The organism is Rhodococcus sp. AW25M09 (genome assembly GCF_000333955.1).
Classification (GTDB): domain Bacteria; phylum Actinomycetota; class Actinomycetes; order Mycobacteriales; family Mycobacteriaceae; genus Rhodococcoides.
Genome location: NZ_CAPS01000081.1, coordinates 47,361 through 68,970 on the forward strand (window position 1 = coordinate 47,361; position 21,610 = coordinate 68,970).

At 64.7% G+C, this 21,610-nt stretch carries 22 protein-coding genes; 7 read left to right on the forward strand and 15 right to left on the reverse strand.

What is annotated here, in order from left to right; all coding sequences use genetic code 11:
* The first annotated feature begins 109 nt into the window (after nt 1–109).
* A complete protein-coding gene (locus tag RHODMAR_RS16215) occupies nt 110–358 on the forward strand; it encodes a hypothetical protein (protein ID WP_008716435.1) in 249 nt (82 codons plus the stop codon).
* Between the two features lie 156 nt (nt 359–514).
* Here RHODMAR_RS16215 and RHODMAR_RS29130 read toward each other — a convergent pair whose 3' ends face one another.
* On the reverse strand, nt 515–850 hold the full coding sequence (locus RHODMAR_RS29130; RefSeq protein ID WP_232433681.1) for a hypothetical protein: 336 nt from the start codon (nt 848–850) through the stop codon (nt 515–517).
* Nucleotides 851–886: 36 nt separating this feature from the next.
* Nucleotides 887–1,123 carry an MFS transporter gene (locus tag RHODMAR_RS29135; protein WP_232433682.1) on the reverse strand — a complete coding sequence of 79 codons (237 nt, stop codon included), beginning with the start codon at nt 1,121–1,123 and terminating at the stop codon, nt 887–889.
* A 402-nt stretch (nt 1,124–1,525) separates the two neighbouring features.
* Between RHODMAR_RS29135 and RHODMAR_RS16225 the strand changes: the two genes are divergently transcribed.
* Nucleotides 1,526–2,005, forward strand: a complete 480-nt coding sequence (locus RHODMAR_RS16225; protein ID WP_008716438.1) for an OsmC family protein — start codon at nt 1,526–1,528, stop codon at nt 2,003–2,005.
* Nucleotides 2,002–3,042 (forward strand): nucleoside hydrolase, encoded by a 1,041-nt coding sequence (locus RHODMAR_RS16230; protein ID WP_008716440.1) that lies wholly within the window; start codon nt 2,002–2,004, stop codon nt 3,040–3,042. Before RHODMAR_RS16225 ends, RHODMAR_RS16230 begins: the two co-directional genes overlap by 4 nt.
* A 12-nt stretch (nt 3,043–3,054) precedes the next feature.
* Here the strand turns inward: RHODMAR_RS16230 and meaB are convergent, their stop codons facing one another.
* From meaB to RHODMAR_RS16245, 3 genes are read right to left on the reverse strand one after another with little or no spacing between them, the layout of a single operon-like run.
* Nucleotides 3,055–4,068, reverse strand: coding sequence for a methylmalonyl Co-A mutase-associated GTPase MeaB (gene meaB, locus RHODMAR_RS16235; RefSeq protein ID WP_008716442.1), 1,014 nt, complete (start codon nt 4,066–4,068; stop codon nt 3,055–3,057).
* A gap of 2 nt (nt 4,069–4,070) precedes the next feature.
* Nucleotides 4,071–6,341, reverse strand: coding sequence for a methylmalonyl-CoA mutase (gene scpA, locus RHODMAR_RS16240; RefSeq protein ID WP_008716444.1), 2,271 nt, complete (start codon nt 6,339–6,341; stop codon nt 4,071–4,073).
* Nucleotides 6,338–8,227, reverse strand: coding sequence for a methylmalonyl-CoA mutase family protein (locus RHODMAR_RS16245; protein ID WP_008716447.1), 1,890 nt, complete (start codon nt 8,225–8,227; stop codon nt 6,338–6,340). The genes scpA and RHODMAR_RS16245 overlap by 4 nt, the downstream gene beginning before the upstream one ends.
* A gap of 193 nt (nt 8,228–8,420) precedes the next feature.
* Between RHODMAR_RS16245 and RHODMAR_RS16250 the strand changes: the two genes are divergently transcribed.
* Genes RHODMAR_RS16250 through RHODMAR_RS16260 form a run of 3 tightly spaced genes read left to right on the forward strand, consistent with a single transcriptional unit; the run spans nt 8,421 to nt 10,265 of the window.
* Nucleotides 8,421–9,137: a TVP38/TMEM64 family protein gene (locus RHODMAR_RS16250; RefSeq protein ID WP_008716449.1), complete on the forward strand. Its 717-nt coding sequence runs from the start codon at nt 8,421–8,423 to the stop codon at nt 9,135–9,137.
* A gap of 31 nt (nt 9,138–9,168) precedes the next feature.
* Nucleotides 9,169–9,768 (forward strand): hypothetical protein, encoded by a 600-nt coding sequence (locus tag RHODMAR_RS16255; RefSeq protein ID WP_042939550.1) that lies wholly within the window; start codon nt 9,169–9,171, stop codon nt 9,766–9,768.
* Entirely contained in the window at nt 9,765–10,265 is a 501-nt protein-coding gene (locus RHODMAR_RS16260; RefSeq protein WP_008716453.1) for a hypothetical protein, read from the forward strand. Before RHODMAR_RS16255 ends, RHODMAR_RS16260 begins: the two co-directional genes overlap by 4 nt.
* Before the next feature lie 12 nt (nt 10,266–10,277).
* On the opposite strand, the gene RHODMAR_RS16265 is transcribed toward RHODMAR_RS16260, so the two are convergent.
* Genes RHODMAR_RS16265 through RHODMAR_RS16275 form a run of 3 tightly spaced genes read right to left on the reverse strand, consistent with a single transcriptional unit; the run spans nt 10,278 to nt 12,763 of the window.
* Nucleotides 10,278–11,462, reverse strand: coding sequence for an SPFH domain-containing protein (locus RHODMAR_RS16265; RefSeq protein WP_008716456.1), 1,185 nt, complete (start codon nt 11,460–11,462; stop codon nt 10,278–10,280).
* 3 nt (nt 11,463–11,465) lie between these two features.
* Nucleotides 11,466–11,897, reverse strand: a complete 432-nt coding sequence (locus RHODMAR_RS16270; RefSeq protein WP_008716458.1) for an NfeD family protein — start codon at nt 11,895–11,897, stop codon at nt 11,466–11,468.
* Between the two features lie 56 nt (nt 11,898–11,953).
* A complete protein-coding gene (locus tag RHODMAR_RS16275) occupies nt 11,954–12,763 on the reverse strand; it encodes a DUF3097 domain-containing protein (protein ID WP_042939588.1) in 810 nt (269 codons plus the stop codon).
* A gap of 76 nt (nt 12,764–12,839) precedes the next feature.
* Here RHODMAR_RS16275 and RHODMAR_RS16280 point away from each other — a divergent pair, with 76 nt between their 5' ends.
* Nucleotides 12,840–13,670: a hypothetical protein gene (locus RHODMAR_RS16280; RefSeq protein ID WP_008716462.1), complete on the forward strand. Its 831-nt coding sequence runs from the start codon at nt 12,840–12,842 to the stop codon at nt 13,668–13,670.
* Between the two features lie 39 nt (nt 13,671–13,709).
* Here the strand turns inward: RHODMAR_RS16280 and RHODMAR_RS16285 are convergent, their stop codons facing one another.
* From RHODMAR_RS16285 to RHODMAR_RS16315, 7 genes are all read right to left on the reverse strand, one after another.
* Nucleotides 13,710–14,795: a ferrochelatase gene (locus tag RHODMAR_RS16285; RefSeq protein ID WP_008716465.1), complete on the reverse strand. Its 1,086-nt coding sequence runs from the start codon at nt 14,793–14,795 to the stop codon at nt 13,710–13,712.
* Between the two features lie 102 nt (nt 14,796–14,897).
* Nucleotides 14,898–15,722: an NADH-dependent enoyl-ACP reductase InhA gene (inhA, locus tag RHODMAR_RS16290; RefSeq protein WP_008716467.1), complete on the reverse strand. Its 825-nt coding sequence runs from the start codon at nt 15,720–15,722 to the stop codon at nt 14,898–14,900.
* Between the two features lie 72 nt (nt 15,723–15,794).
* The gene (fabG1, locus tag RHODMAR_RS16295) at nt 15,795–16,517 is read right to left on the reverse strand and encodes a 3-oxoacyl-ACP reductase FabG1 (RefSeq protein WP_042939553.1); all 723 of its coding nucleotides are present in this window, start codon (nt 16,515–16,517) and stop codon (nt 15,795–15,797) included.
* Between the two features lie 66 nt (nt 16,518–16,583).
* On the reverse strand, nt 16,584–17,576 hold the full coding sequence (locus RHODMAR_RS16300; protein WP_008716471.1) for a VWA domain-containing protein: 993 nt from the start codon (nt 17,574–17,576) through the stop codon (nt 16,584–16,586).
* A complete protein-coding gene (locus RHODMAR_RS16305; RefSeq protein WP_008716473.1) occupies nt 17,573–18,571 on the reverse strand; it encodes a DUF58 domain-containing protein in 999 nt (332 codons plus the stop codon). Before RHODMAR_RS16305 ends, RHODMAR_RS16300 begins: the two co-directional genes overlap by 4 nt.
* Nucleotides 18,568–19,824 (reverse strand): AAA family ATPase, encoded by a 1,257-nt coding sequence (locus RHODMAR_RS16310; RefSeq protein ID WP_008716475.1) that lies wholly within the window; start codon nt 19,822–19,824, stop codon nt 18,568–18,570. Before RHODMAR_RS16310 ends, RHODMAR_RS16305 begins: the two co-directional genes overlap by 4 nt.
* A gap of 244 nt (nt 19,825–20,068) precedes the next feature.
* Nucleotides 20,069–21,601: an NlpC/P60 family protein gene (locus RHODMAR_RS16315; protein ID WP_008716477.1), complete on the reverse strand. Its 1,533-nt coding sequence runs from the start codon at nt 21,599–21,601 to the stop codon at nt 20,069–20,071.
* Between the last annotated feature and the right edge of the window lie 9 nt (nt 21,602–21,610).

Here is a 21,610-nt window from a genome sequence, read left to right on the forward strand (position 1 = left end):
GGCGGAGCCCGCGGAAGAGGGGCCGGTATTACGATCCGGTCTTCGCCAGGCCAGGCGTGCGTTGGCGAACTACCCTCATGCTTCTACACCATGAGAGGAGGTTGCCGTCATGAATGACATTGGCCAACTGATTATCGAAGAGCTCAGCGCTGAACAGGCGCGCGAAGAGATAGGGGTCAGGACACTCGCCGCTTGGCGCACCTACCTAGAACAGTCGGGCGGTGCGGTGCCTGGCCCTGAGGGCAGCACTCACAAGGTGTCTTTGGAGCCGTGGAAGCAAGCACCACCGGATACCCTGCTGAAGATCGTTGTGCGGTGGGTCGACCCCAGTCGCGTCGGTACATACGACAAGGGTTAGTCCCTGAGTGTGTAACCAGGTCCTCGACCTAGTGCTGCTTTGTGAACACGACTTCTCAACGAAAATCTTCAGAAGGCAGCTTCAATCGGACCTGAAACACCTGGTGGCTGTGCAGTCGACTTCTGAAACTGACAGTGACGGTGAGCAGCCGCCGCGTCAGGGCCGGGCAGCCATCGCTGACGTCTCGATGTAGAGCTCCTTGGCTTCCTCGGTCGAATCCACCTGCGGCGGCGACCCTTCCAACGGTTGCGTGGCGGACTCACGGAGGAAGCCGACGGCAATGAGGCCGACGATGCCACTCACGACGAGGTAATACGCGGGGACCATCGGGCTGCCGGTAGCGCTGACCAATGCCGAGGTCACCAAGGGTGTCGTTCCACCGAAGATGGACACCGACAGGTTGAACCCGATCGACAGCGCTGCATAGCGAATCCGAGTGGGGAACAGGGCGGGGAGCGTCGATGCGCTCGGGGCAGCGAAACACGCCAGCACGAGGCCGAGAAGCAGGCATGCGATCAGTGGGCCGATTCACCCGCTACCGCGCAGCAACAGGAAGCAGGGAACGGCGAGGACGATCTGCCCGACGGCACCGAAGACGAACACCGGCTTGCGGCCGATACGGTCGGTGAGCCTGCCGACGCCCACGATGATGGTGACCACCACGATCATCGCCGACAGTACGAGCAGATCGGCACTGAGCTGACTGCGTCCGACGACCTCGGTGAAGTACGTGGGCAGGTACGACGTCACCATGTAGTTGGTCACGTGCGAACCACTCCATCGTGTTTCCCAGTGCTGCGGCCGACACTGCGCGCTGAAGCATCGGCTGATCGACGACGGTGATGCTCTCTTCCGAGAGCGCCGGCTTCTTGCGCATTCGCTTCGAGAACGCGTCGCGCCGAAGACGCTGGACGTGTCGATGTCCCCACCGTGTCTGCTGTGGGGGTGCGTCGGGTCCTTGCGCTGCGGTCATTCACTCAACGTTAGCCAGTCGAACGATTCGATTTCAACGCTTGGTAAGAGGTACCTTCTGCCGTCCCGGTTCTGCCGCAGGTGAACTCCTGATTCATCGAATATTCCACGCCACGTTGACAATTGGGGCAATTACACCAATACGGGCAACCGCGGCCGCGTCGGGACTCCATCGATCGCCTCGGAACTGGCACGATGGACAGCGTGCCGAACCACAATTACGGACTGACGGTGAACTGGACCGGTAACCGCGGCGACGGAACCTCCGGTCCGGGCGACTACGACCGGGACCACATCGTGTCGGCTCCCGGTAGACCCGAACTCCACGCCAGTGCCGATCCGAGTTTTCGCGGCGATCCGCAACGATGGAACCCAGAGGAGATGCTCGTGGCATCGCTGTCGAGTTGCCACATGCTCTGGTACCTCGGACTGGCCGCGGCGTCCGGGGTGATCGTCACCGACTACGTCGACTCCCCCACCGGAGTGATGACCGAGCAATCCGACGGTTCGGGACAGTTCGTCGAGGTCACTCTCGCCCCGATCGTCACTGTCGCCGATCCTTCGATGACGCACCGTGCCGAGGAGCTGCACACTTCCGCGGCAGCCAAATGCTTCATCGCACGATCGGTCAATTTACCGGTACGGCACACACCGACCACCGAGGTGGCGTCATGAGAGTCCCCCTGATCGTCGATGTCGACACCGGAATCGACGACTCGCTTGCCCTGCTCTACCTCCTCGCCACCGAGGATGCCGAGATTCTCGGGATTGCGTCCACCGCTGGGAACGTTCCGGTGGACCAGGTCGCCGCGAACAACCTGGCGTGGCTCGATCTGTGCCGCGCAGAGGACGTAGAGGTCTCCCTGGGCGCGCAGGTGCCCCTGGTGGCCCCGTTGATGACCACCGAGGACACCCACGGACCGCAAGGAATCGGGTACGCGGAACTACCGGTGTCGACTCGGCCGCTGTCGCCGCGAGACGCCACTACCATGTGGATCGAGCTGGTGCGGTCGCGACCGGGCGAGGTCACCGGTCTCGTCACCGGCCCGCTGACCAATCTGGCTCTCGCAATCCGCCGTGACCCCGAGCTTCCCCGGCTGCTGAAGAGGCTGGTGTTGATGGGCGGGGCATTTCAGCACCAGGGCAACACGACACCGACGAGCGAATGGAACATCGCGGTGGACCCCGAGGCCGCCGCCGAGGTGTTCGCGGCCTTCTCCGGACTGCCTCCCGAGCGGCGGCCGATCGTGTGCGCGCTCGACATCACCGAAACCATCGAAATGACGCCCGAACATATTCGGCGGCTCGCCGCACGAGCGGGAAGCCTGCCGCTGGAGATCATCTCGCCGGACGACGCCCCGGGTGTTCGATCGACCGCATCGAACCCGATCGTGCGGCACTTCTCCGACGCGGTGCGGTTCTACCTGGAATTCCATCGCGATCACGATCAGGGTTTCCTGGCGCACATGCACGATCCGTTCGCGGCCGCCGTTGCAGTGCAACCGGGCATCGCCACGTATCGACACGCCACCGTCGACGTCGAACTCGTCGGAACCCTTACACGCGGAACGACAGTCGCGGATTGGCGCGGAATGTGGGGTAAGGAGCCGAACGTCGCGATCGCCACGCACACCGATCCGCAGGCATTCTTCGACCAGCTGATCGAACGCGTCGGGGCCCTTGCCGCCCGGCTCTATCCCGCGGTGAAATGAGGCGAACGACGATCAGGAATCGAACGCGTCCAGGAGTTCTTGGGCTGCAAGTGCGGCAGTGAGGGAACCGTCGCGCACACGGGATTCGACGTCACCGCGTATCGCCTTGACCGACGGGTTCTGGGCCAGCCTCCGCAGCAGTTGATCGTTGACCATCGTCCAGGTCCAATCGACCTGTTGCTTGCGTCGCTTTTCTGCGAATTCGCCTGCGTCGCGGAGCACCTGCTGATGACGAAGCACGGTATCCCAGTACTCGTCGAGCCCGGTGCCCTCGATGGCACTCATCGTCAACACCGGAGGCTTCCAGATTGCGTCGTGCGGATAGATCAGCCGCAATGCGCCCGCCAACTCCCGCGCCGCATTCTTCGCATCGTTCGCGTGCTTGCCGTCGGCCTTGTTGACGGCCACCAGATCGGCGAGTTCCAGAACGCCCTTCTTGATGCCCTGCAACTGGTCTCCGGTGCGCGCGAGCGTGAGGAACGTGAAGCAGTCGACCATGTTGGCCACTGTCACCTCGGACTGACCGACGCCCACCGTTTCGACGAGAATGACGTCGAAACCGGCCGCCTCCAGCAACACGATCGTCTCCCGGGTCGCACGCGCCACCCCGCCGAGAGTGCCCGATGTCGGAGATGGCCGGATGTAGGCGTTCTCCTGCACAGCCAGTCGCGACATTCTGGTCTTGTCGCCCAGAATCGAACCGCCGGTACGCGTCGACGACGGATCGACCGCCAGCACCGCGACTCGGTGCCCCTTCTCGATCAACCGCATACCGAGCGCATCGATGAACGTCGACTTGCCTACCCCGGGAACTCCGGTGATACCGACCCGATGGGAGCCGCCTGCATCGGGCAATACCTGCAGCAGCAACTGCTGCGCCAGGTCACGGTGGTCCGAGCGAGTCGATTCGACCAGTGTGATGGCACGCGCCAGACCTGATCGCTCGTTCGCTCGGACCGATTCGGCAACCGCATCGACGTCGATGATGCGACCCCGGTTGGACGCGGCGCTGTTCGGAGCACCCATGTTCAGGCGTTGGCCTCTCGTGGGGCGTGCCCGAGCGAGACGGACAGCTTTTCCACCAGCCCGATCGCCGCGTCGGCGATGACGGTGCCAGGAGGGAAGATCGCCGCGGCGCCAGCTGCGTAGAGTTCGTCGAAATCGCCGGGCGGGATGACGCCACCGACGACGATCATGATGTCTCCCCGGCCCACGTCGGCCAATGCCTGTCGCAGGGCCGGGACCAGCGTCAGGTGACCGGCCGCAAGGGACGACACACCGACGACGTGGACGTCGTTGTCGGCAGCCTGACGGGCCACCTCTTCGGGCGTCTGGAACAGCGGTCCGACGTCGACGTCGAAGCCGATGTCCGCAAATGCGGTGGCGATCACCTTCTGGCCGCGGTCGTGTCCGTCCTGGCCCATCTTGCACACCAGGACACGGGGCCTGCGGCCCTCGTCCTCGGCGAACTGCTCGACCAGCGCGGTGGCGCGCATGATGTTCTCGGACTTGCCTGCCTCGTCGCGGTACACACCACTGATTGTCCGGATTTCTGCCTGATGGCGCCCGTACACCTTCTCGAGCGCGTCGGAGATCTCGCCCACGGTGGCCATCTTGCGTGCCGCATCGATGGCCAGTGCCAGCAGGTTGTTCTCCATCCCCGGCTGATCCGACGCCGCAGCTCTGGTCAGGTTCGCCAGTGCCGCCTCGACCTCGGCCGTGTCGCGCTCGGCCCGCAGTCGCTCGAGCTTCTCGATCTGCTCCTTACGCACCTTCGAGTTCTCGACCTTGAGTACCTCGATGGTGTCGGGCTCGTCTGGCACGTACTTGTTGACGCCCACCAATGGCTGGCGGCCGGAGTCGATGCGCGCCTGGGTGCGGGCCGCTGCCTCCTCGATGCGCAGCTTGGGAATGCCCTCGCCGATGGCCTGAGCCATTCCTCCGGCTTCCTCGACCTCGGCAATGTGAGCACGGGCTCGATCTGCGAGCTGGTGCGTGAGCCACTCGACGTAATGCGAGCCACCCCAGGGATCGATCGGCCGAACGGTGTTGGACTCCTGTGCGATGAGCAACTGAGTGTTGCGAGCGATGCGGGCCGAGAAGTCCGTCGGCAGAGCGAGAGCCTCGTCGAGCGCATTGGTGTGCAACGACTGAGTGTGGCCCTGCGTGGCCGCCATGGCTTCCACACAGGTGCGCGCGACATTGTTGAACACGTCCTGCGCCGTCAACGACCAACCCGACGTCTGCGAATGGGTACGCAGCGAGCGGGATTTGGCGCTCTTGGGCTCGAACTGCTGGACGAGCTCGGCCCACAGCAGACGTCCGGCGCGCAGCTTGGCGACCTCCATGAAGAAGTTCATTCCGATGGCCCAGAAGAACGACAGTCGCGGCGCGAACGTGTCGATGTCCATGCCTGCATCCAGACCTGCCCGGATGTACTCGACGCCGTCCGCCAGGGTGTAGGCGAGTTCGAGATCGGCTGTGGCCCCGGCTTCTTGGATGTGGTAGCCGGAAATGGAGATCGAGTTGTACTTGGGCATCTTCGCGCTCGTGAACGCGAAGATGTCCGAGATGATGCGCATCGACGGTTTCGGCGGATAGATGTAGGTGTTGCGGACCATGAACTCTTTGAGGATGTCGTTCTGGATGGTCCCGGCCAACTTCTCCGGGCCGACGCCCTGCTCTTCCGCGGCGGCGACGTAGAGCGCCAGGATCGGCAGTACCGCTCCGTTCATCGTCATCGAGACCGAGACGCTACCGAGGTCGATGCCGTCGAACAGCTGACGCATGTCGTAGATGGAATCGATGGCGACTCCGGCCATTCCGACATCACCCTGCACGCGCGGATGATCGGAGTCGTAGCCCCGGTGGGTGGCCAGGTCGAACGCGACAGACAACCCCTTCTGCCCGGCCGCGAGGTTGCGGCGGTAGAAGGCGTTGGACTCGGCAGCAGTGGAGAAGCCGGCGTACTGACGAATGGTCCACGGCTGATTGACGTACATCGTGGGATACGGCCCTCGCAGAAACGGCGGAGCACCCGGATAGCTGTGCAGCGGGTATCCCTCGGCCTCCGCGGCGTCACGATCGGCCTCGGTGAACACCGGCTTGACGTCGATGCCCTCCGGCGTCGACCACACCACTTGCTCGGGAGTGTAGAAGTTGGCCTTCGCACCCTGCTCCACGTGTGCGGTGACGTCCTCGGCCGATGGCGGCGCCGGAGTCGGCTCGTCGGGATCGACGAGGGGCACGTCGGCGAAACTGCCGATGATGTGCGAGATTCGGTTCTCGTCGGTACTCACTTCGAGGCTCCCAGCGTGTCGAGAAGTTCGGTCAGCACCGCGATGGCGTCGACCTTCGCGGTCAGGAATCCATCGGGACGCGAAGCGGTCTCGACGCCGGCAAAAATCTTCTCGGGACCGGCGAGCAGAACCTGCGAGACGCCGGCCGCGCGCAGTGCGTCCACGGCGGTGGCAGCCTCGTCGGCGTACCGCTTGTCGGTGCCGCACACCACGGCCACACCGTACGAGGCACCGACCGCACCCGCGATGGCATCGACGGTCAGCGGACCGGGATTGACGGCCTCGATTCCCCCCGATGCCAACAGGTTCGAGGCGAATGTCGTTCTGACGTTGTGTTCGGCGACGCTGCCCAGCGGTACGAGAAGCACTGAGGGTCGCGAATCATGCTGGGCCAGGTAGGCATCCGAACGATCTCGCAGTGACTCGAAGGCGCGTGCGTACCGATACACGGTTGCCGAATCCTGCGGCGCGATCTGCTCGGGCGTCAGTGGAGCCTCGGCCAGGTTGGGAAACTCGTTGACACCGGTCAACGGGGTCACCCGATGGGCCGTGTCGGAATCGCGTTCGGCGCGGGTCTTCTCGAGTGCCGCCACCAGCGAACCGTCGTCGAGAGCGGCCCGAAAACCACCCGCCGCCTCGAGGCTCTGGAAGAATTCCCAGGCCTTTGCGGCGACCGCCGCCGTCAGGTCCTCGATGTACCAGGACCCCGCGCCCGGATCCAACACCCGTCCGAGATGCGCCTCCTCGAGCAGCAGCAACTGGGTGTTTCGGGCGATGCGAGCGGCGAACGTCTTCGACACCCCCGCCGCGCCGCCACCGAGCGCAGCATCGAACGGCAGCACGGTCACCGAATCTGCGCCGCCCACGCCGGCACCGAACGAGGCCAGGGTGGTCCGCAGCATGTTCACCCACGGATCGCGCTGCGACATCATCGCTTCCGACGTCACCGCATGTTGTGGCGCATCACCGGCGTCCGGGGCTCCGCAGACCTGCGCGATGCGCGCCCAGAGAGTGCGTGCGGCCCTGAACTTGGCAATGGTCTGAAACTGATCGTCGGTGGCTGCGAATCGGAATTCGATCTGCCGCAGAGCGTCCGTGATGTTTGTTCCCGCTGCCGTCATGGACCGGACGTACTCGAGACCGGCAGCGACGGACGCACCGACCTCCTGTGCGTCGGCGGACCCGAGATTGTGGAACACGGTGCCGTCGACGGTGATCGCGCGAACCGATTCGGCTCGGCCGATGGACCGGCGAATCAGTTCGAGTGTCTCGGCCATCTCGATCGACTCGGTTCCGCCCAATCGGGCGGTGAGGGTGTCCACTCCGAGCCGGATGTCCACTGCGGCGCGATCGTCGATATCGGCCGAGTCCAGTACTGCGAACAATGCTGTTGCTGCGGCACTCACGTCGCCGCGCGCGTCGACCGTCAGCGGAGCGAGCTCGAGGAAAACTCCTTGCAGAACCTCCGGCAGTGCAACCGGATCGACACCGCGACCACCCACCGTCAACCACAGGGCACTGCTGCCGTTGGACAGTGAATCGAGTATCTGGGTGTTGAGAGCGGACACGTCGGTGTCGGTCGCCTCACCGCTTCTGGAGCCGTGGCGAGTGCACACCTTCCAGCCGGCGTTGACGTCTCGATGCGGGTCGCGGCCACGCAGAAACGGAAACTGCCCGGGCAATGGACTTTCCGGACGCTCGTCGAATCCGGTGTACAGCGGGGAGACGGTGATGCCGTCGTACGTCGTGGAATCGAGAAGGTGCTCGGGATCAGCGGGCAGGTCGGCCACCTCGACCCGACGTGACTTGGCCAACACACCGGCCACTGCTCGTTGCCAGGACGCATGAGCGCTGCGTGCGGCATCTTCGTGCGACGCGATGGACACGTGTGCTGCTCCCTCGGTTCGGCGGGTAGTACTACACCCGACTTGAAGTGATGCTAACCCCACCTCGTTGCAGGCTATCGTGAGGAGTACCTCACGTTCGGTGCTGCAGTGCACCGCCCGTGGATCTGTTCGCGCAACCTCTGCTTCTCGCGAGAAGCAGAGGTGTCACCTTGCGCCGGTACGCTGGTCTCTCGTGACCCGGCACCTGCGCGACCTGAGACTGATCGCGCTGCTGGCGGTGATTCTCGCCTTCGCCCTCGTGGCTGTCTTCGCACCACATCCGAGTGTCGATCAGATTCGCCAGTGGGGCACATCCGTCGGTCCTGCATTCCCGCTCGTGTTCTTTGCGTTACACGCGATCGTCACCATCGCGCCGGTCCCGCGAACCCTGTTCACACTCAGCGCCGGAGTACTGTTCGGCCCACTGACCGCGCTGGCCGTCACCATCGGCGCATCGATGGTCAGTGCGGTCTTGGCTCTGTTGCTGGTGCGTGCGATCGGTCGGGAGGCCGTGGCGGCTCGGATGTCGCACTCGGCCCTGGACTCTATCGATGACAGCCTGCGCCGGAGAGGATGGTTGGCCGTCGGCTCCCTGCGTCTGATCGCTCCGGTGCCGTTCTCGTTGGTCAACTATGCCTGCGGTGTGTCGGCGGTACGTGTGACGCCGTTCGCCTTGGCAACTGCAGCCGGCCTGCTGCCGGGGACTCTCGCGATCGTTGTGATCGGCGGTGCCATCGGAGGCGATACTCATCCAGTACTGCTGGTGGTGTCCGCGGTCTGCATCGCGATCGGGTTGAGTGGCCTGTTCGTCGATTGGCGGCTTTCGCGCAACGCGAGCTCGGAGCCTTACGTAGCCGAGACCGGTCAAGGCCAAGAACTTGATTCTGTCGAGTCAAGCCTTGAAGATTGACTGGTGGAAATCAATGATCTAGCCTTGTCCAATGTTCGTGCTGACCGTGGATCAACGTCGCAGTAGACGCGATATGGATCGCGTGCCCGAACTACTCGACCGTTATCGCGACCACAAGCTGACTCGTCCCTTCGATCGCACCGCAGGAGACGAAGTCCAAGCAGTGTGCGAGGACGCCGCCACCGTTGTCTCCATCGCCCTGGAATTGGTATCCACGACGCACTGGACCGTGGGAATAGGCATCGGTTCCGTCGAGCTTCCGTTGCCGACAACAACGCGAGCCGGCCGCGGCCCGGCCTTCGAGGCAGCGCGCGACGCCGTGAACAGGGCCAAGAATGCCCCGCTCGCGCTTGCCGTCAGCGGTCCCCACCCCGCTGCTGCAGAGGATGCGGAGACCGCAGCGACCCTGGTGGCCCTACTCGTCGATCGACGGACGGATCCCGGCCGAGAAGCGGTTGCCCTCATGTCTCGCGGACTGTCACAGACCGATGCCGCTGAGCAGTTGAAGATCAGCAAACAAGCCATGTCGCAGCGACTCTCGGTCGCCGGCTGGCACATCGAGACCGCCGGTCGCACCCTCGCGGTGCGACTGCTAAACGCCGCGAACACAACCGAAAGTGATCGGTCATGATCGTCGTCACCCTCGTTCTGCTGGCACTGGCCGCACTCGCAGCCGTCGTGCCCACCAGATGGCAGTGGCTTAACACTGCGACCGCCACGGCCTTGCTCGGCGTTGCGGCGATTCTTGCGACGGTCGCCGGGCCTGCCCACGGTCTCGGCCATGCCGCCGGAGTCGTCCTCAGCGTCGTCGCCGCAGCTCTGGGCGGAACTGCGGCGGTGCCGACGGTATTCCGGGTCGCCCGACGACAGAACGACTCGACCGGAGACGATCCGGTCGAGCCGCTTCGTGGTGGATTGACCATCGGTGTCCTCGAACGCGTGGCCGTGGCCGTGTCGATCCTCGCCGGTTGGCCGGAGGGGATCGCCATCGTGCTGGCCGTCAAGGGACTCGCGCGCTATCCCGAACTTCGTGAATCCCATGCCTCCGAACAGTTCATCATCGGCACCTTCGCCAGCGTCCTGTGGGCCTTGGCCGCTGCCGGCGTGGGAACCGCCCTGATCAACTGATCGCGAAGGACGTCAGCGCTGTTCCGGCTCGGCCTCCGGTGCCGTCGACAGCGCACCGAGGTCGACCCCCTTCGACAGCTCGGGTGGACCGGACAACGACGTGTCGACCGGCTTTCTGGCCACTGCTTCCGCAGCCTTGACCGCCTCGGCGACAGCCGGATCGGTCTTGGTCTCGAACCATTCGGCAACCTCGTCCGAGTCGTCTTCGGGCTTGGGCTCGTTGCCCGCCGACTCGTTGGGCTCGTACCGAAATACGCCGTCCTCGCCGGGCGCACCGAGAGTCTTGGCGAACCCCTTGAGTGCATCGCCGAAATCGCTCGGGATCATCCACACCTTGTTGGCGTCACCCTGAGCCATCTGCGGCAGAGTCTGCATGTACTGGTACGCCAGCAGTTCGGGCGTGGGCTTGCCCGCCTTGATGGCACCGAACACCTTCTCGATGGCCTTGGCCTGGCCTTGAGCTTCGAGGTACTTGGCGGCGCGATCACCCTGAGCTCGCAGAATTCGAGACTGCCGCTCACCCTCGGCGGTGAGGATGGACGCTTGCTTACCGCCCTCGGCCGCGAGAATCCGACTCTGCTTGTCACCCTCGGCGGTCTTGATCGCCGATTCACGATGACCCTCGGCGGTGAGGATGGTCGCTCGCTTCTCACGATCGGCCTTCATCTGCTTCTCCATCGACTCCTGGATCGAGGGTGGCGGATCGATGCTCTTGAGCTCCACGCGGGCCACGCGCAGGCCCCAGCGGCCGGTCGCCTCGTCCAGTACGACCCGGAGTTGACCGTTGATCGAATCGCGCGAGGTCAGCGTCTCTTCCAGGGTCATTCCGCCGACGACGTTGCGTAGCGTGGTGGTGGTCAACTGCTCGACGCCGACGATGTAGTTGTTGATCTCGTACACGGCCGATTGCGGATTGGTCACCTGGAAGTACACGACGGTGTCGATCGACACCGTCAGGTTGTCCTTGGTGATCACCGGCTGTGGGGGAAACGACACGACCCGCTCGCGCAGGTCGACCTTCGCGCGAATACGGTCGACGAACGGCACGAGGAACGTGAGCTGACCGGACACGGTGCGCGTGTAGCGGCCGAGCCGTTCGATCACGGCAGCGTCGGCTTGTGGGACGATCGAGATGGACTTGGCCATCAACACCGCGACGAACGCGACGATGACGGCCAGTGCTATGAGTGCTTCCACTGACTACAGTCCCTTCCATACGACGGCGGTAGCGCCGTCAATTTCCATCACGGTCACGGTGGTACCCGGGGCATAGACCTCGGTCTCGTCGAGAGGACGAGCGGTCCACACCTCACCACCGAGCTTGATCTGGCCTTCCTGCGCAGTGACCTGCTCGAGCACCACCGCGCTCTTGCCGGTGAGCGCCGCCATACCCATTGGGGTATCGGGCGGATTCGCGAAGCGTCGCAACAGAATCGGTCGCAAGCCGAGAACCAATCCCAGCGACAGAACACCGAACACGATCGCATCGGCCCACACCGGAAAATCGGTCAGAGCAGAAACGCCGGCGGTCCCGAGAGCACCTCCGGCGATCATCAGAAGAAAGAAATCGCCCGTCAGTGCCTCGGCACCGGCGAGTACCACTGCCGCTATGAGCCAAATGATCGCTGCCACAACCTCCATCCTGGCATGAACCGGACATCGGGAGGTGGATCGTCTGCTCAGAGGGCCTACTCGGTGACGAAGTCGACCAGTTGTTCGACAGCTCCGATCAACGGTGCCTCCAGATCCCGAAAGCTCGACACCGACGAGTACACCCTGCGCCACCCCTCCCGCGGACTCCCCCAGCCCAGCTCTCGACAGATTCCGGTCTTCCAGTCCTCACCCCGCGGAATCTTCGGCCACGCAGCGATTCCGACGGCGGCCGGCTTCACCGCCTCCCACACGTCGATGAACGGATGACCGGTGACGAGCACATGTTCGCCCAGCGACCTCGTCAACTTCGATTCCTTGGAGCCGGTCACCAGATGGTCCACCAGAACACCGACGCGACGCCCGGGACCAGGACCGAATTCGGCCAACCGCTCCCCCAGATTGTCCAGACCCTCCAGGTGCTCGACCACCACGCCCTCCACCCGAAGATCGTGCCCCCACACGCTTTCCACGAGGGCCGCGTCGTGCACGCCCTCGACCCAGATCCGGCTCGCACGGGCCGTACGCGCGCGCAGTCCCTCGACTTTGGTCGAACCAGAGGCGGAGCGCGTCTGCTGCGGTGCCGCAGCGGCAGGCTTCGGGCGCACCAGAGTCACCCGTCGTCCGTCGATCAGGAATGCAGCTTCCCGCAGAGCGAACAGACGCGTCGTGCGGGCACCGTCCTCGAGTCGAACGAAGTCTCCGTCATAGGTGCGCTCGAAGCCGACCACCGCACCGCAGTAGCCGGACCCTGCGTCTTCGACAACCAGTCCACGCTCGGCCGACACCTCCGGTGCCGGGACCTTGCGCATCCGACTGTGTCCTTTGAGAATGTCTCCGCCGTACATGTCGTTCACGGCAACCAACGCTAGCGACACCGGCACCCCGCGCACGGTTCGCCACGCCGACCTATGCTCGTGAGTCGTGTGTTCTTCTAGTGCAAGCCTCGCCCTGTGGACCAGTTCCTGGCTGGCCGGAGCCAGCTCACCCGACGACGTCATCGACGCCATGTTCGAGTGGGCGCCGATGCATCTCGTGGGTGCGGGCGATGCAGATGCGGCAGAGGCCTTCGCGCTGCAGTACCCCGGCTACGCCGAATCGATCGCGGGCCTTTTGCAGGCGATCAGGGCCACCGCGGGGGCACAGACACGGTCCGCGGAGGGAGAGGGCACGGTCAGGCTCGTTCTGCCCGCCCCCGGGGCAGTGACCGGATTGCCCGCGAACACCGACTTCTCTCGCGCCGCGCTCAATACCGGGCAGGCCGTCGTGGTCGGTGCCTCGGGCTGCCCCGGGATCGGGTTGGTACCTGTCGTCGAGGGGCCGGATGTCTTGCGCTGGACCGTCTACTCGATCGTCGTGCCCGAGCACGGTCATCGCGAACAGGGATTGGGCGAGGCCGAGTACGAAATGCGTGAGGCGGTGCGCGGAGCGGCGGACGCGCTGGCGCAGATGCAATCGCTGCCCACCCGAACCCTCGACGCCGATCCACGCACGCGCATTGCCGCGCTGATGGCCGACGCGGCCCGGCATCGCTATCCGGCCGAGATGTCCGACCGGGCCTTCCGTGTACTCGAGTCGGCCGACCGGGTAGCCGCCATTCTCACCGTTGCAGCCGGGGCCGCGCCCTCGGAGGCTCCCACCGCGTCGGCCGCCGCGGCGCGTGAAGAACTCCTCCGGCCGCTGTGGGCAGCGGTGAGAACTGCGCGCACCACTGCCGTCGCGACGAGCATCGAAGCGGCGATGCACTCCGCCTGACATTCGACTGCCGTCGACGATGGCCGGACAGTCGAGGATCTACTCCCGAGCCGCCGTGGCTGCGGGCCGTGTAGGCCGAGTCGGCTGTTCGCAGCATCCCACGGCGCATCGATTGCCATCGAGAGTCGATCCGAAGCCGGGGACGCGACCGAGGCCGCGGCAACTACCGCCGACACGGTACTCGTCGACCAGTTCGCGAATCATCCTCGGAAAACGCGCATCCGATCCGGGGGTACCAGCGCGGGCGAATGCCATACCCAGTTCACGAGCTTTGTCCTCGGCCTCGGTGTCGAGATCCCACACCACCTCGAGATGGTCGGATACGAATCCGATCGGACACACGATCACCGCATCGACCGACCGGGCCGACAGCGCTTCGAGGTGATCACAGATGTCGGGGTCGAGCCACGGAACTTGGGGCGGTCCGGAGCGGGACTGCCACACCAGGTCGTAATCGTCCACACCGGATGCAGCCGCGACGAGCCGCGAGGCCTCGGCCACCTGACGGCTGTAGAGGTGGCCGCCGTCTTCGGGCGGCCCGGCATTGGCATCGGCGGCCGAGGGAATCGAATGTGCGGTGAACACCAGACGTGCACCGGCGCGGTGCTGCTCGGGCAGCGAGGCTCGGGCGGCCGACACGGCATCGGTGAATGCTTCGACCATCAACGGGTGGTCGTAGTACTGCCGAATCTTGAGCAGATGTGGTGCATCCTCACCGACGGCAGCGCGAGCCCGGGCAATGTCCTCGTGGTACTGCCTGCACCCGGAGTAACCACCCCACGCCGAGGTCGGAAACACCAGCGCCGATCGGACCCCGTCCGACTTCATGGTGGCAACGGTGTCCTCGATCATCGGGTGCCAGTTGCGATTTCCGAAATAGATCGGCAGATCGATTCCCGCCGAATCGAATTCACTACGAAGCGCAGCAATAATGTCGCGGTTGAGTTCGTTGATCGGAGACACGCCGCCGAAATGCATGTAATGCTCGACGACGGCGTCCAGACGCTCGGGCGGCACTCCGCGTCCGCGAGTGACGTTCTCCAGGAACGGGCGTACGTCGGCCGGCTGTTCCGGTCCGCCGAACGAGAGCACCAACAGTGCGTCGAAGTCTCCAGGGGTGGTCATGATTCCATTGTGCCCCCGTCGCAGACCGGTCCCCGAAGGGGTCCGGTCTGCGAACGAAACCTGCGGTGAGCCAGACCATATGCGGTTCCGCTCACCTCGGCGTCACATGTTGTCGGGCAGATACGTGTTGTGGCTGGCTCCACCGTCGACGTAGATGATCGAGCCGGTGGTGCCGGGCAGCCAATCCGAGAGCAGAGCGACGATGGACTTCGCGACGACGGTCGGGTCGTTGACGTCCCATCCGATCGGTGCGGCACCGTCCCAGTAGACGTTGAGCTGGTTCATCTTGGCGGCATCATCGGTTGCCGTACCGGCGATCGCCTTGGCAGCGAGGGTCTTGATGGGCCCGGCAGCAACCAGGTTGGAGCGAATTCGCTTGGCTGCTCCCACTTCCCGAGCTACGTAGCGATTGACGGATTCGAGTGCGGCCTTGGCCACGCCCATCCAGTTGTAGTAAGGCATCGACGTGCGGGGGTCGAAGTCCATTCCGACGATGGAGCCACCCTCGTTCATGACCGGCAGCACTGCACGGGCCAGCGACGCGTAGCTCCATGCCGAGATCTCGAACGCCTTCGCGGCATCGGGGCCGGGGCCGTCGAGGAACGGCTTCGCGTCCGGGCCCATCAAAGTGCGGGGCGCGAACGCGATCGAATGCAGAACCCCGTCGATACCTTCGGGTGCCACTTCGCGGACCCGATCGGCCAACGCAGCGAGGTGCTCCTCGTTGGTGGCGTCGAGCTCGATCGCCGGCGGCACCTCCTTGGGCAGACGCTGCGCGATGCGGTCGATGAGCCGGAGCCGATCGAACCCGGTGATGATCACCTTGGCACCCTGCTCCTGTGCCATGGCCGCGGCGTGGAACGCGATGGAGGCGTCGGTGATGATGCCGGTGATCAGAATCGTCTTGCCTTCGAGCAATCCGCCCATAGTGCTGTGTTCCTTACCTTCGAAGATGGAAATCTGTGACGATCAGTCGAAAAAGTTGTGCGAGAAAATCTCTCAGTGCCCCATGCCCATGCCGCCATCGACGGGAATGACGGCACCGGAGACGTACGCCGAATCGGGTCCGGCGAGGAAGCTCACCACTGCCGCGACGTCCTCGGGCTGACCGAGTCGCTGGAGGGGAATGAACTCTTTCGCCTTGCCGCGGAGTTCGTCGGGAAGGTCTGCGGTCATATCCGTTTCGATGAACCCCGGAGATACGACGTTCGCCGTGATCGAGCGCGAACCGAGTTCACGCGTGATCGAGCGCGCCATGCCGATGACACCGGCTTTCGATGCCGCGTAGTTGATCTGACCCGGTCCACCGCCGAGCGCGACAACCGAGCTGAGGAAGATCATCCGGCCCCAGCGTCCACGCAACATGGCACGGTTGGCGCGCTTGGCAACACGAAAGGCTCCGGTCAGGTTCGCGTCGATGACGCGTTGGAACTGATCCTCGGTCATCCGCATCAGCAGCGTGTCGTCGGTGATGCCGGCGTTGGCCACGAGCACCTCGACGGGCCCCTGCTTCTCCTCGACCTCCTTGAAGGCAGCGTCGACAGAGGCGGAATCGGTGACGTCGCAGACGACCCCGAGCAATCCCTCGGGAGCCCCGGATCCACGGTGGGTGACGGCCACCTTGTGTCCGTCGGCACTGAGTCGTTGGGCGATGGCCAGACCGATACCCCGGTTACCTCCGGTGACGAGTACCGATCGCGCGATGAAGTCAGGTGTGGACATGCCTAGCAACCTATCTGTTCGTCCTGGAATGACAAAGCGAAACTTACTGGTGAGTAATAACAGTGATCACGGCAATCTCTGCCGCATCACCAATGCCGAACCCAACCCCGACGAGATGAACAGCACCCCGAGAATCAACCACGGACGCGACGCGTCCCCGCGGGTTATCTCGAAGCCGATCTGTTCCTCCAAGGTGTCGTACACATCGCGGAGACCCTCGATCGACGAGGCAGTGAAGAAGCTGCCGCCGGACAGATCGGCAATCTCGCGCAGCGATGGATCGTCGACCGGCACCGGAACGCGTTCTGGGCCGCCCTGCCCATCGATCTCGACCGAGCCGTAGCTCGTACCGAACGAGATCGTGGAGATGGGTACGCCCTTGTCCTTGGCGGCCCGCGCCGCGGTGTAGCCGCCGCGCGGGTCGTCGAGATTCTGCGGCACGGTCTGCTTACCGTCGGAGAGCAGCACGATGCGAGCAGGTGGCGCCGCGTCACCGCCGCCGAGTATCGCTCCGAGAGTGTCGATCGACTGTAGCGAGGTGAAGATCGCCTCACCGGTGGCCGTTCGCTCGCTGAGCTGCAGTTTGTCGATCGCGGACTTGGTGGCCTCGCGATTGGCTGTTGGGGACACCAGGACGGACGCGGTGCCGGCGAACGCAACCAACCCGAGATTGATGCCAGGTGTCAGGCCTTCGGCGAAGGACTTCGCGGCGTCCTTCGCAGCGGCCAACCGGCTCGGCTCGACGTCGGTGGCCTCCATCGACAGCGACACGTCGATGACGAGCATGACGGTCGCTCGGTTGCGTGGGACACGCTCGTCCGCGGTAGGACCCGCGAGCGCGACGGTCAGAAACAGCAGACCGACCAAGACCAATGCCGTGGGCAGGTGTCGCAGCCGGTTCTGCCGCACCGGCGCAACGGACTCGAGCAGTTCCATGTTGGAGAAACGCAGAACGTGCTTCTGCTTGCGCCGCTGAACCCAGACATATCCGACCGTGAGCGCAATGACGACCAGGAGAAATCCGAGCCACCACGGCGACGCGAAATCGGTCAGGCTCATCGCGAACCCGCCCGAGCAGTATTGGTGAAACCGGATCCGATGGTGTGCCTGCGTGCAGTGACGAACCGGACCACGTCGGCAATCCAGTCACCATCGGTACGTAGCGTCAATCGAGGTGCCCCGCACCTTCGAAGAGCCTTCTCCACGTCGTCGCGATGCGCGGCCGCAGCGCGCGCGAAGTCCGCACGTAGCCGTGGCGTAGTGCTGAATTCTCGAGTTCGGCCCGATTCCGGATCGTGCAACACCACGTCACCTACGTCGGGCAACGCGAGGTCCCGTGGGTCGAGTACTTCGACGGCCAACACATCGTGTCTGGCCGAGATGGCACGCAGCGACCGTTCCCAGTCGATGGGCCCGAGAAAGTCGCTGATCACCACGGCCATCCCTCGCCGACGTTCGGGTCGTCGTAGGGCTTCTATAGCCGCCCGGAGGTCTCCGCGCACACCGTCTGCCGCGGCGGGAGTCGTGGCGATGGCGCGGAGCATCGACTGTGTATGTACCCGGCCGCCCCGGGCCGGTATGCGAGTGGTGGTGGCACCGGTGGCCACCACCGCGCCGATACGATTACCGCCGCCGCCGGACAGATGGGTGATAGCCGCCGAGGCCGCGACCGCGAGATCACGCTTCTCGCACCCGGTGGTGCCGAAATCGAGGCTGGCGGACAGATCGACAACGAGCCAGGTCTCGAGCTCGCGATCGGCTACGGACTGTCGCACGTGAGGATGCGTCGTACGCGCGGTCACCGACCAGTCCATTTGACGGACGTCGTCGCCGGGCTGGTATTCCCGGGCGTCGCCGGGTTCGGAGCCGGGGCCGGGAATCAATCCGAGGTGGTCACCGTGCAGAACCCCATCGAGCCGTCGACGCACCGTCAGTTCCAGGGTCCGCAGCGCTGCGGCCAGTTTCGGATCGCGAAGCTCACCCGATCGGAACGACGGCGGCCGGGAGACGACGGGACGGCCTCCTGCCGCGGGAGTGGTGTCGGATCCGTTCACTGCCCCTGCGTACCGATCGACGATCCGTCACCGGACGGCTTTTGCAATGCCGGTGCCGGTTGTCCGAACTGACCGCTTTGCGGGTGCTGCTGAGATCCGGGCTGCTGCGACGGCGGGACCTGTCCCTGGCCGGGAAACTGACCCGGAGCAGGGAACTGACCTGGCGCGGGAATCTGCCCCTGGGCCGGGTACTGCCCCTGCGGCCCGCTCGGGCGTCCGTCGAAGTGCGGGGCGTCCGAACCGGTTCCGCTGCTCTGCGGCATGGGAACCGCCTGCGGGGACACTTGCGGCAGACCTACGGTCTGCAGCACCCGTGAGATCACCGTCTCCGGCGTCACCTCGTCCGCCAGTGCGTCGTAGGACAACACCAGACGGTGCCGGAGCACGTCGGGAATGACCTCGAGCACGTCCTGCGGGACCACGTAGTCGCGACCCCGAAGCAGTGCCAGCGCCCTCGAGGCCGCGATGATGCCGAGCGTCGCTCGCGGCGACGCGCCGTAGGCAATCCAGTTGGCCACATCGTCCAGACCGAACTGTTCTGGGGTACGCGTGGCGGCAATGACCCGCACCACGTAGTCGACGAGCGCGTGGTGCACGAACACCGAGCTGGCCAGGTTCTGTAGCCGAACCAGCTCGACCGGGTCGAGAATCTGCTTCGGCGCGGGTGCCTTGACGCCCATCCGATAGACGATCTCGCGTTCTTCCTCCACCGTGGGGTAGTCGACGATGATCTTGAACAGAAATCTGTCGCGCTGAGCCTCTGGAAGCGGATAGACGCCCTCGTTCTCGATGGGGTTCTGCGTCGCCATCACCAGGAACGGATCGGGCATCGGGAACGTCTTGCCACCGATGGTCACGTGCCGCTCGGCCATGACCTCGAGTAGTGCCGACTGCACTTTGGCCGGTGCGCGGTTTATCTCGTCGGCCAGCACGAAGTTGGCCACAACGGGGCCGAGTTCGGTGTCGAATTCCTCCCTGCCCTGACGGTAGATGCGGGTGCCGACGAGGTCGGTCGGCACCAGGTCGGGAGTGAACTGGACTCGCGAGAACGTGCCGCCCACGACGCGTGCGAAGGTCTCGACGGCAAGGGTCTTGGCAACGCCGGGAACACCCTCGAGCAGTACGTGTCCGCGGGCGAGCAGACCGACCAGGATTCGCTCGACCAGCCGATCCTGACCGACGATCACCCGCTTGACCTCGTACACGGCCTTCTCCAGGAGCTGAACGTCCTGTGCCAGGCCTGGGCTGTCCACGCGCTTCGGCTCCCCACCCTGTGGATTCGGTGTCGAGGTCTCGACTGGCGTCGACTCCTCGTCGTTCGAAATCCGGCCGTCACGTGATGTCACCAAGAATTCACCGCTTTCAGTCGATCATCGTCGGGCGTGTGTCGATACCGCCGCAACCAACTATTCCAGGTGATCGCCGAGAGTGCCGAAAGGCACCCCCGGGCGAGCAAGAGTGGGGCCTGCGGAACGACCCGGAAATACCGGCTGTTGCTCAGGACACCATTCGCACGGCGTACGGCGTCATGCCGCTGTATCGCACGTCGGACACCTTGACCACCGAGCCCGACTGCGGAGCTTCGAGCATCTTGCCGTTGCCGAGGTAGAGGGCGACGTGCTGGCTGGCGTTGGGGCCGTAGAAGATCATGTCGCCGCGCTTCATGTCCGAGGACGGAACTTGCTTGCCGGCCGTGTATTGGTATCCGGTGTAGTGGGGCAGCGAAATTCCGAGGCCGGCGAATGCGTAGATCATCAGGCCCGAGCAGTCGAAGCCGACTTTGTTGTAGTCGCCGTAGCTGTCTGCGACACCGCCGTCCCTGATGCCCTTGGTCGGTCCGTTCTCGTCACCGCCGCCCCAGGAGTAGGGCACCCCCAGCTGGCTCATTCCGCGGTCGATTGCCAATTCCACTGCCGCGCTGCCGGTCACCGACGGCGTTGTGGACGTCTTCGGCTTGGTAGGACTGGGCTTGGAAGTACTGGGCTTGGTGGGCGTGACCGGAGTAGTTCCGGTCGAGCTGTTCGAGTCTGTGGTGGCACTCGAATCGTCGTCGACGTCGACGTGTGATCGCTGGCCTTCGGCAATGGCCGCTGCACGCTGCTGCGCCGCGAGGTTGGCCGATACCCGGGCAGCAGCCTGTACGGCGGCTTCCCGCGCCGCGGCAGTTGCTGCGGCGACCGCCGCGTCCTCCGCTGCCTTCTGATTTTCCCAGTCGCCGTAAGCCGCCCGCTGATCCTGCAGGCCTGCCACGTCGGTTCGCGCGATATCGAGCTCGGTTTGCGCTGCGTCCCGCGCAGACTCGATGGCAGCTTTCCGATCGGCCTCGGCCTGCAGTGCCGCCTGCGCCTCTGCGATGGCCTGCTCGGCCTCGGCCTTCTTGGTCTCGGCCTCGGACGCCGCAGCATCGGCCTGCTGCTTGGAATCTCGTGCCGCCGAATCACGATTCGCCTGCTCGGTGCGTGCTCTTTGCAAGCCGTCGAGTACTGCGTTCTGGCTGTTGGAGAGCACCTTGAGCACTTGGGCGCGGTCGAGGATGTCATCCGGTCCACTCGAACCGAGGAACGACGCCATGGACGCGACTCCGGAACCCTGGGTGTAGCTGGACTTCGCGAACTCGTCGAACTTGCGTTGGGCCGCCTGAATCTGGGTGCCGGCATCTGCAAGGGCCTGCTGGGCTGCACTCACCACCGCAGCAGCGACATCGGCTGCGTCGCGCGCATTCTGCAGATCGACCAAGGCCTTGTTGACACCTTCTCGCTTCGAGGCGACCTCGTCGTCGAGTTGCGCGAGCTGCTGATTCGCGGACGCGATCGAGTCGATCAGCTGGCCTACCTGGCCCAGCCGTGAATCGACTGCGCTTCCTGCCGCGGCGAGGTCGTTGTCCGACGGGTTGGGCGGCGGCGGTGGCACTGCGGCGGCGACCCCGGGCAGCGCTGCCGTCAGCGCGAGTACGAGGCCTGCGCCTACCAGGACGAATCGGGTACGGACGAGCGCTCTGCGGCGGATGCCGCGAACTGGACGTCGGCTCACAAATGTCTC

Bases quoted from the DNA above. Each gene is read 5' to 3' on its own strand.
- RHODMAR_RS16215 (WP_008716435.1), top strand. From the start codon at position 110: ATGAATGACATTGGCCAACTGATTATCGAAGAGCTCAGCGCTGAACAG.
- RHODMAR_RS16300 (WP_008716471.1), bottom strand. From the start codon at position 17,576: ATGAGCCTGACCGATTTCGCGTCGCCGTGGTGGCTCGGATTTCTCCTG.
- RHODMAR_RS16225 (WP_008716438.1), top strand. From the start codon at position 1,526: ATGGACAGCGTGCCGAACCACAATTACGGACTGACGGTGAACTGGACC.
- RHODMAR_RS16260 (WP_008716453.1), top strand. From the start codon at position 9,765: ATGATCGTCGTCACCCTCGTTCTGCTGGCACTGGCCGCACTCGCAGCC.
- RHODMAR_RS16285 (WP_008716465.1), bottom strand. From the start codon at position 14,795: ATGACCACCCCTGGAGACTTCGACGCACTGTTGGTGCTCTCGTTCGGC.
- inhA (WP_008716467.1), bottom strand. From the start codon at position 15,722: ATGGGCGGATTGCTCGAAGGCAAGACGATTCTGATCACCGGCATCATC.
- RHODMAR_RS16255 (WP_042939550.1), top strand. From the start codon at position 9,169: ATGTTCGTGCTGACCGTGGATCAACGTCGCAGTAGACGCGATATGGAT.
- fabG1 (WP_042939553.1), bottom strand. From the start codon at position 16,517: ATGTCCACACCTGACTTCATCGCGCGATCGGTACTCGTCACCGGAGGT.
- RHODMAR_RS16275 (WP_042939588.1), bottom strand. From the start codon at position 12,763: ATGTACGGCGGAGACATTCTCAAAGGACACAGTCGGATGCGCAAGGTC.
- RHODMAR_RS16230 (WP_008716440.1), top strand. From the start codon at position 2,002: ATGAGAGTCCCCCTGATCGTCGATGTCGACACCGGAATCGACGACTCG.
- meaB (WP_008716442.1), bottom strand. From the start codon at position 4,068: ATGGGTGCTCCGAACAGCGCCGCGTCCAACCGGGGTCGCATCATCGAC.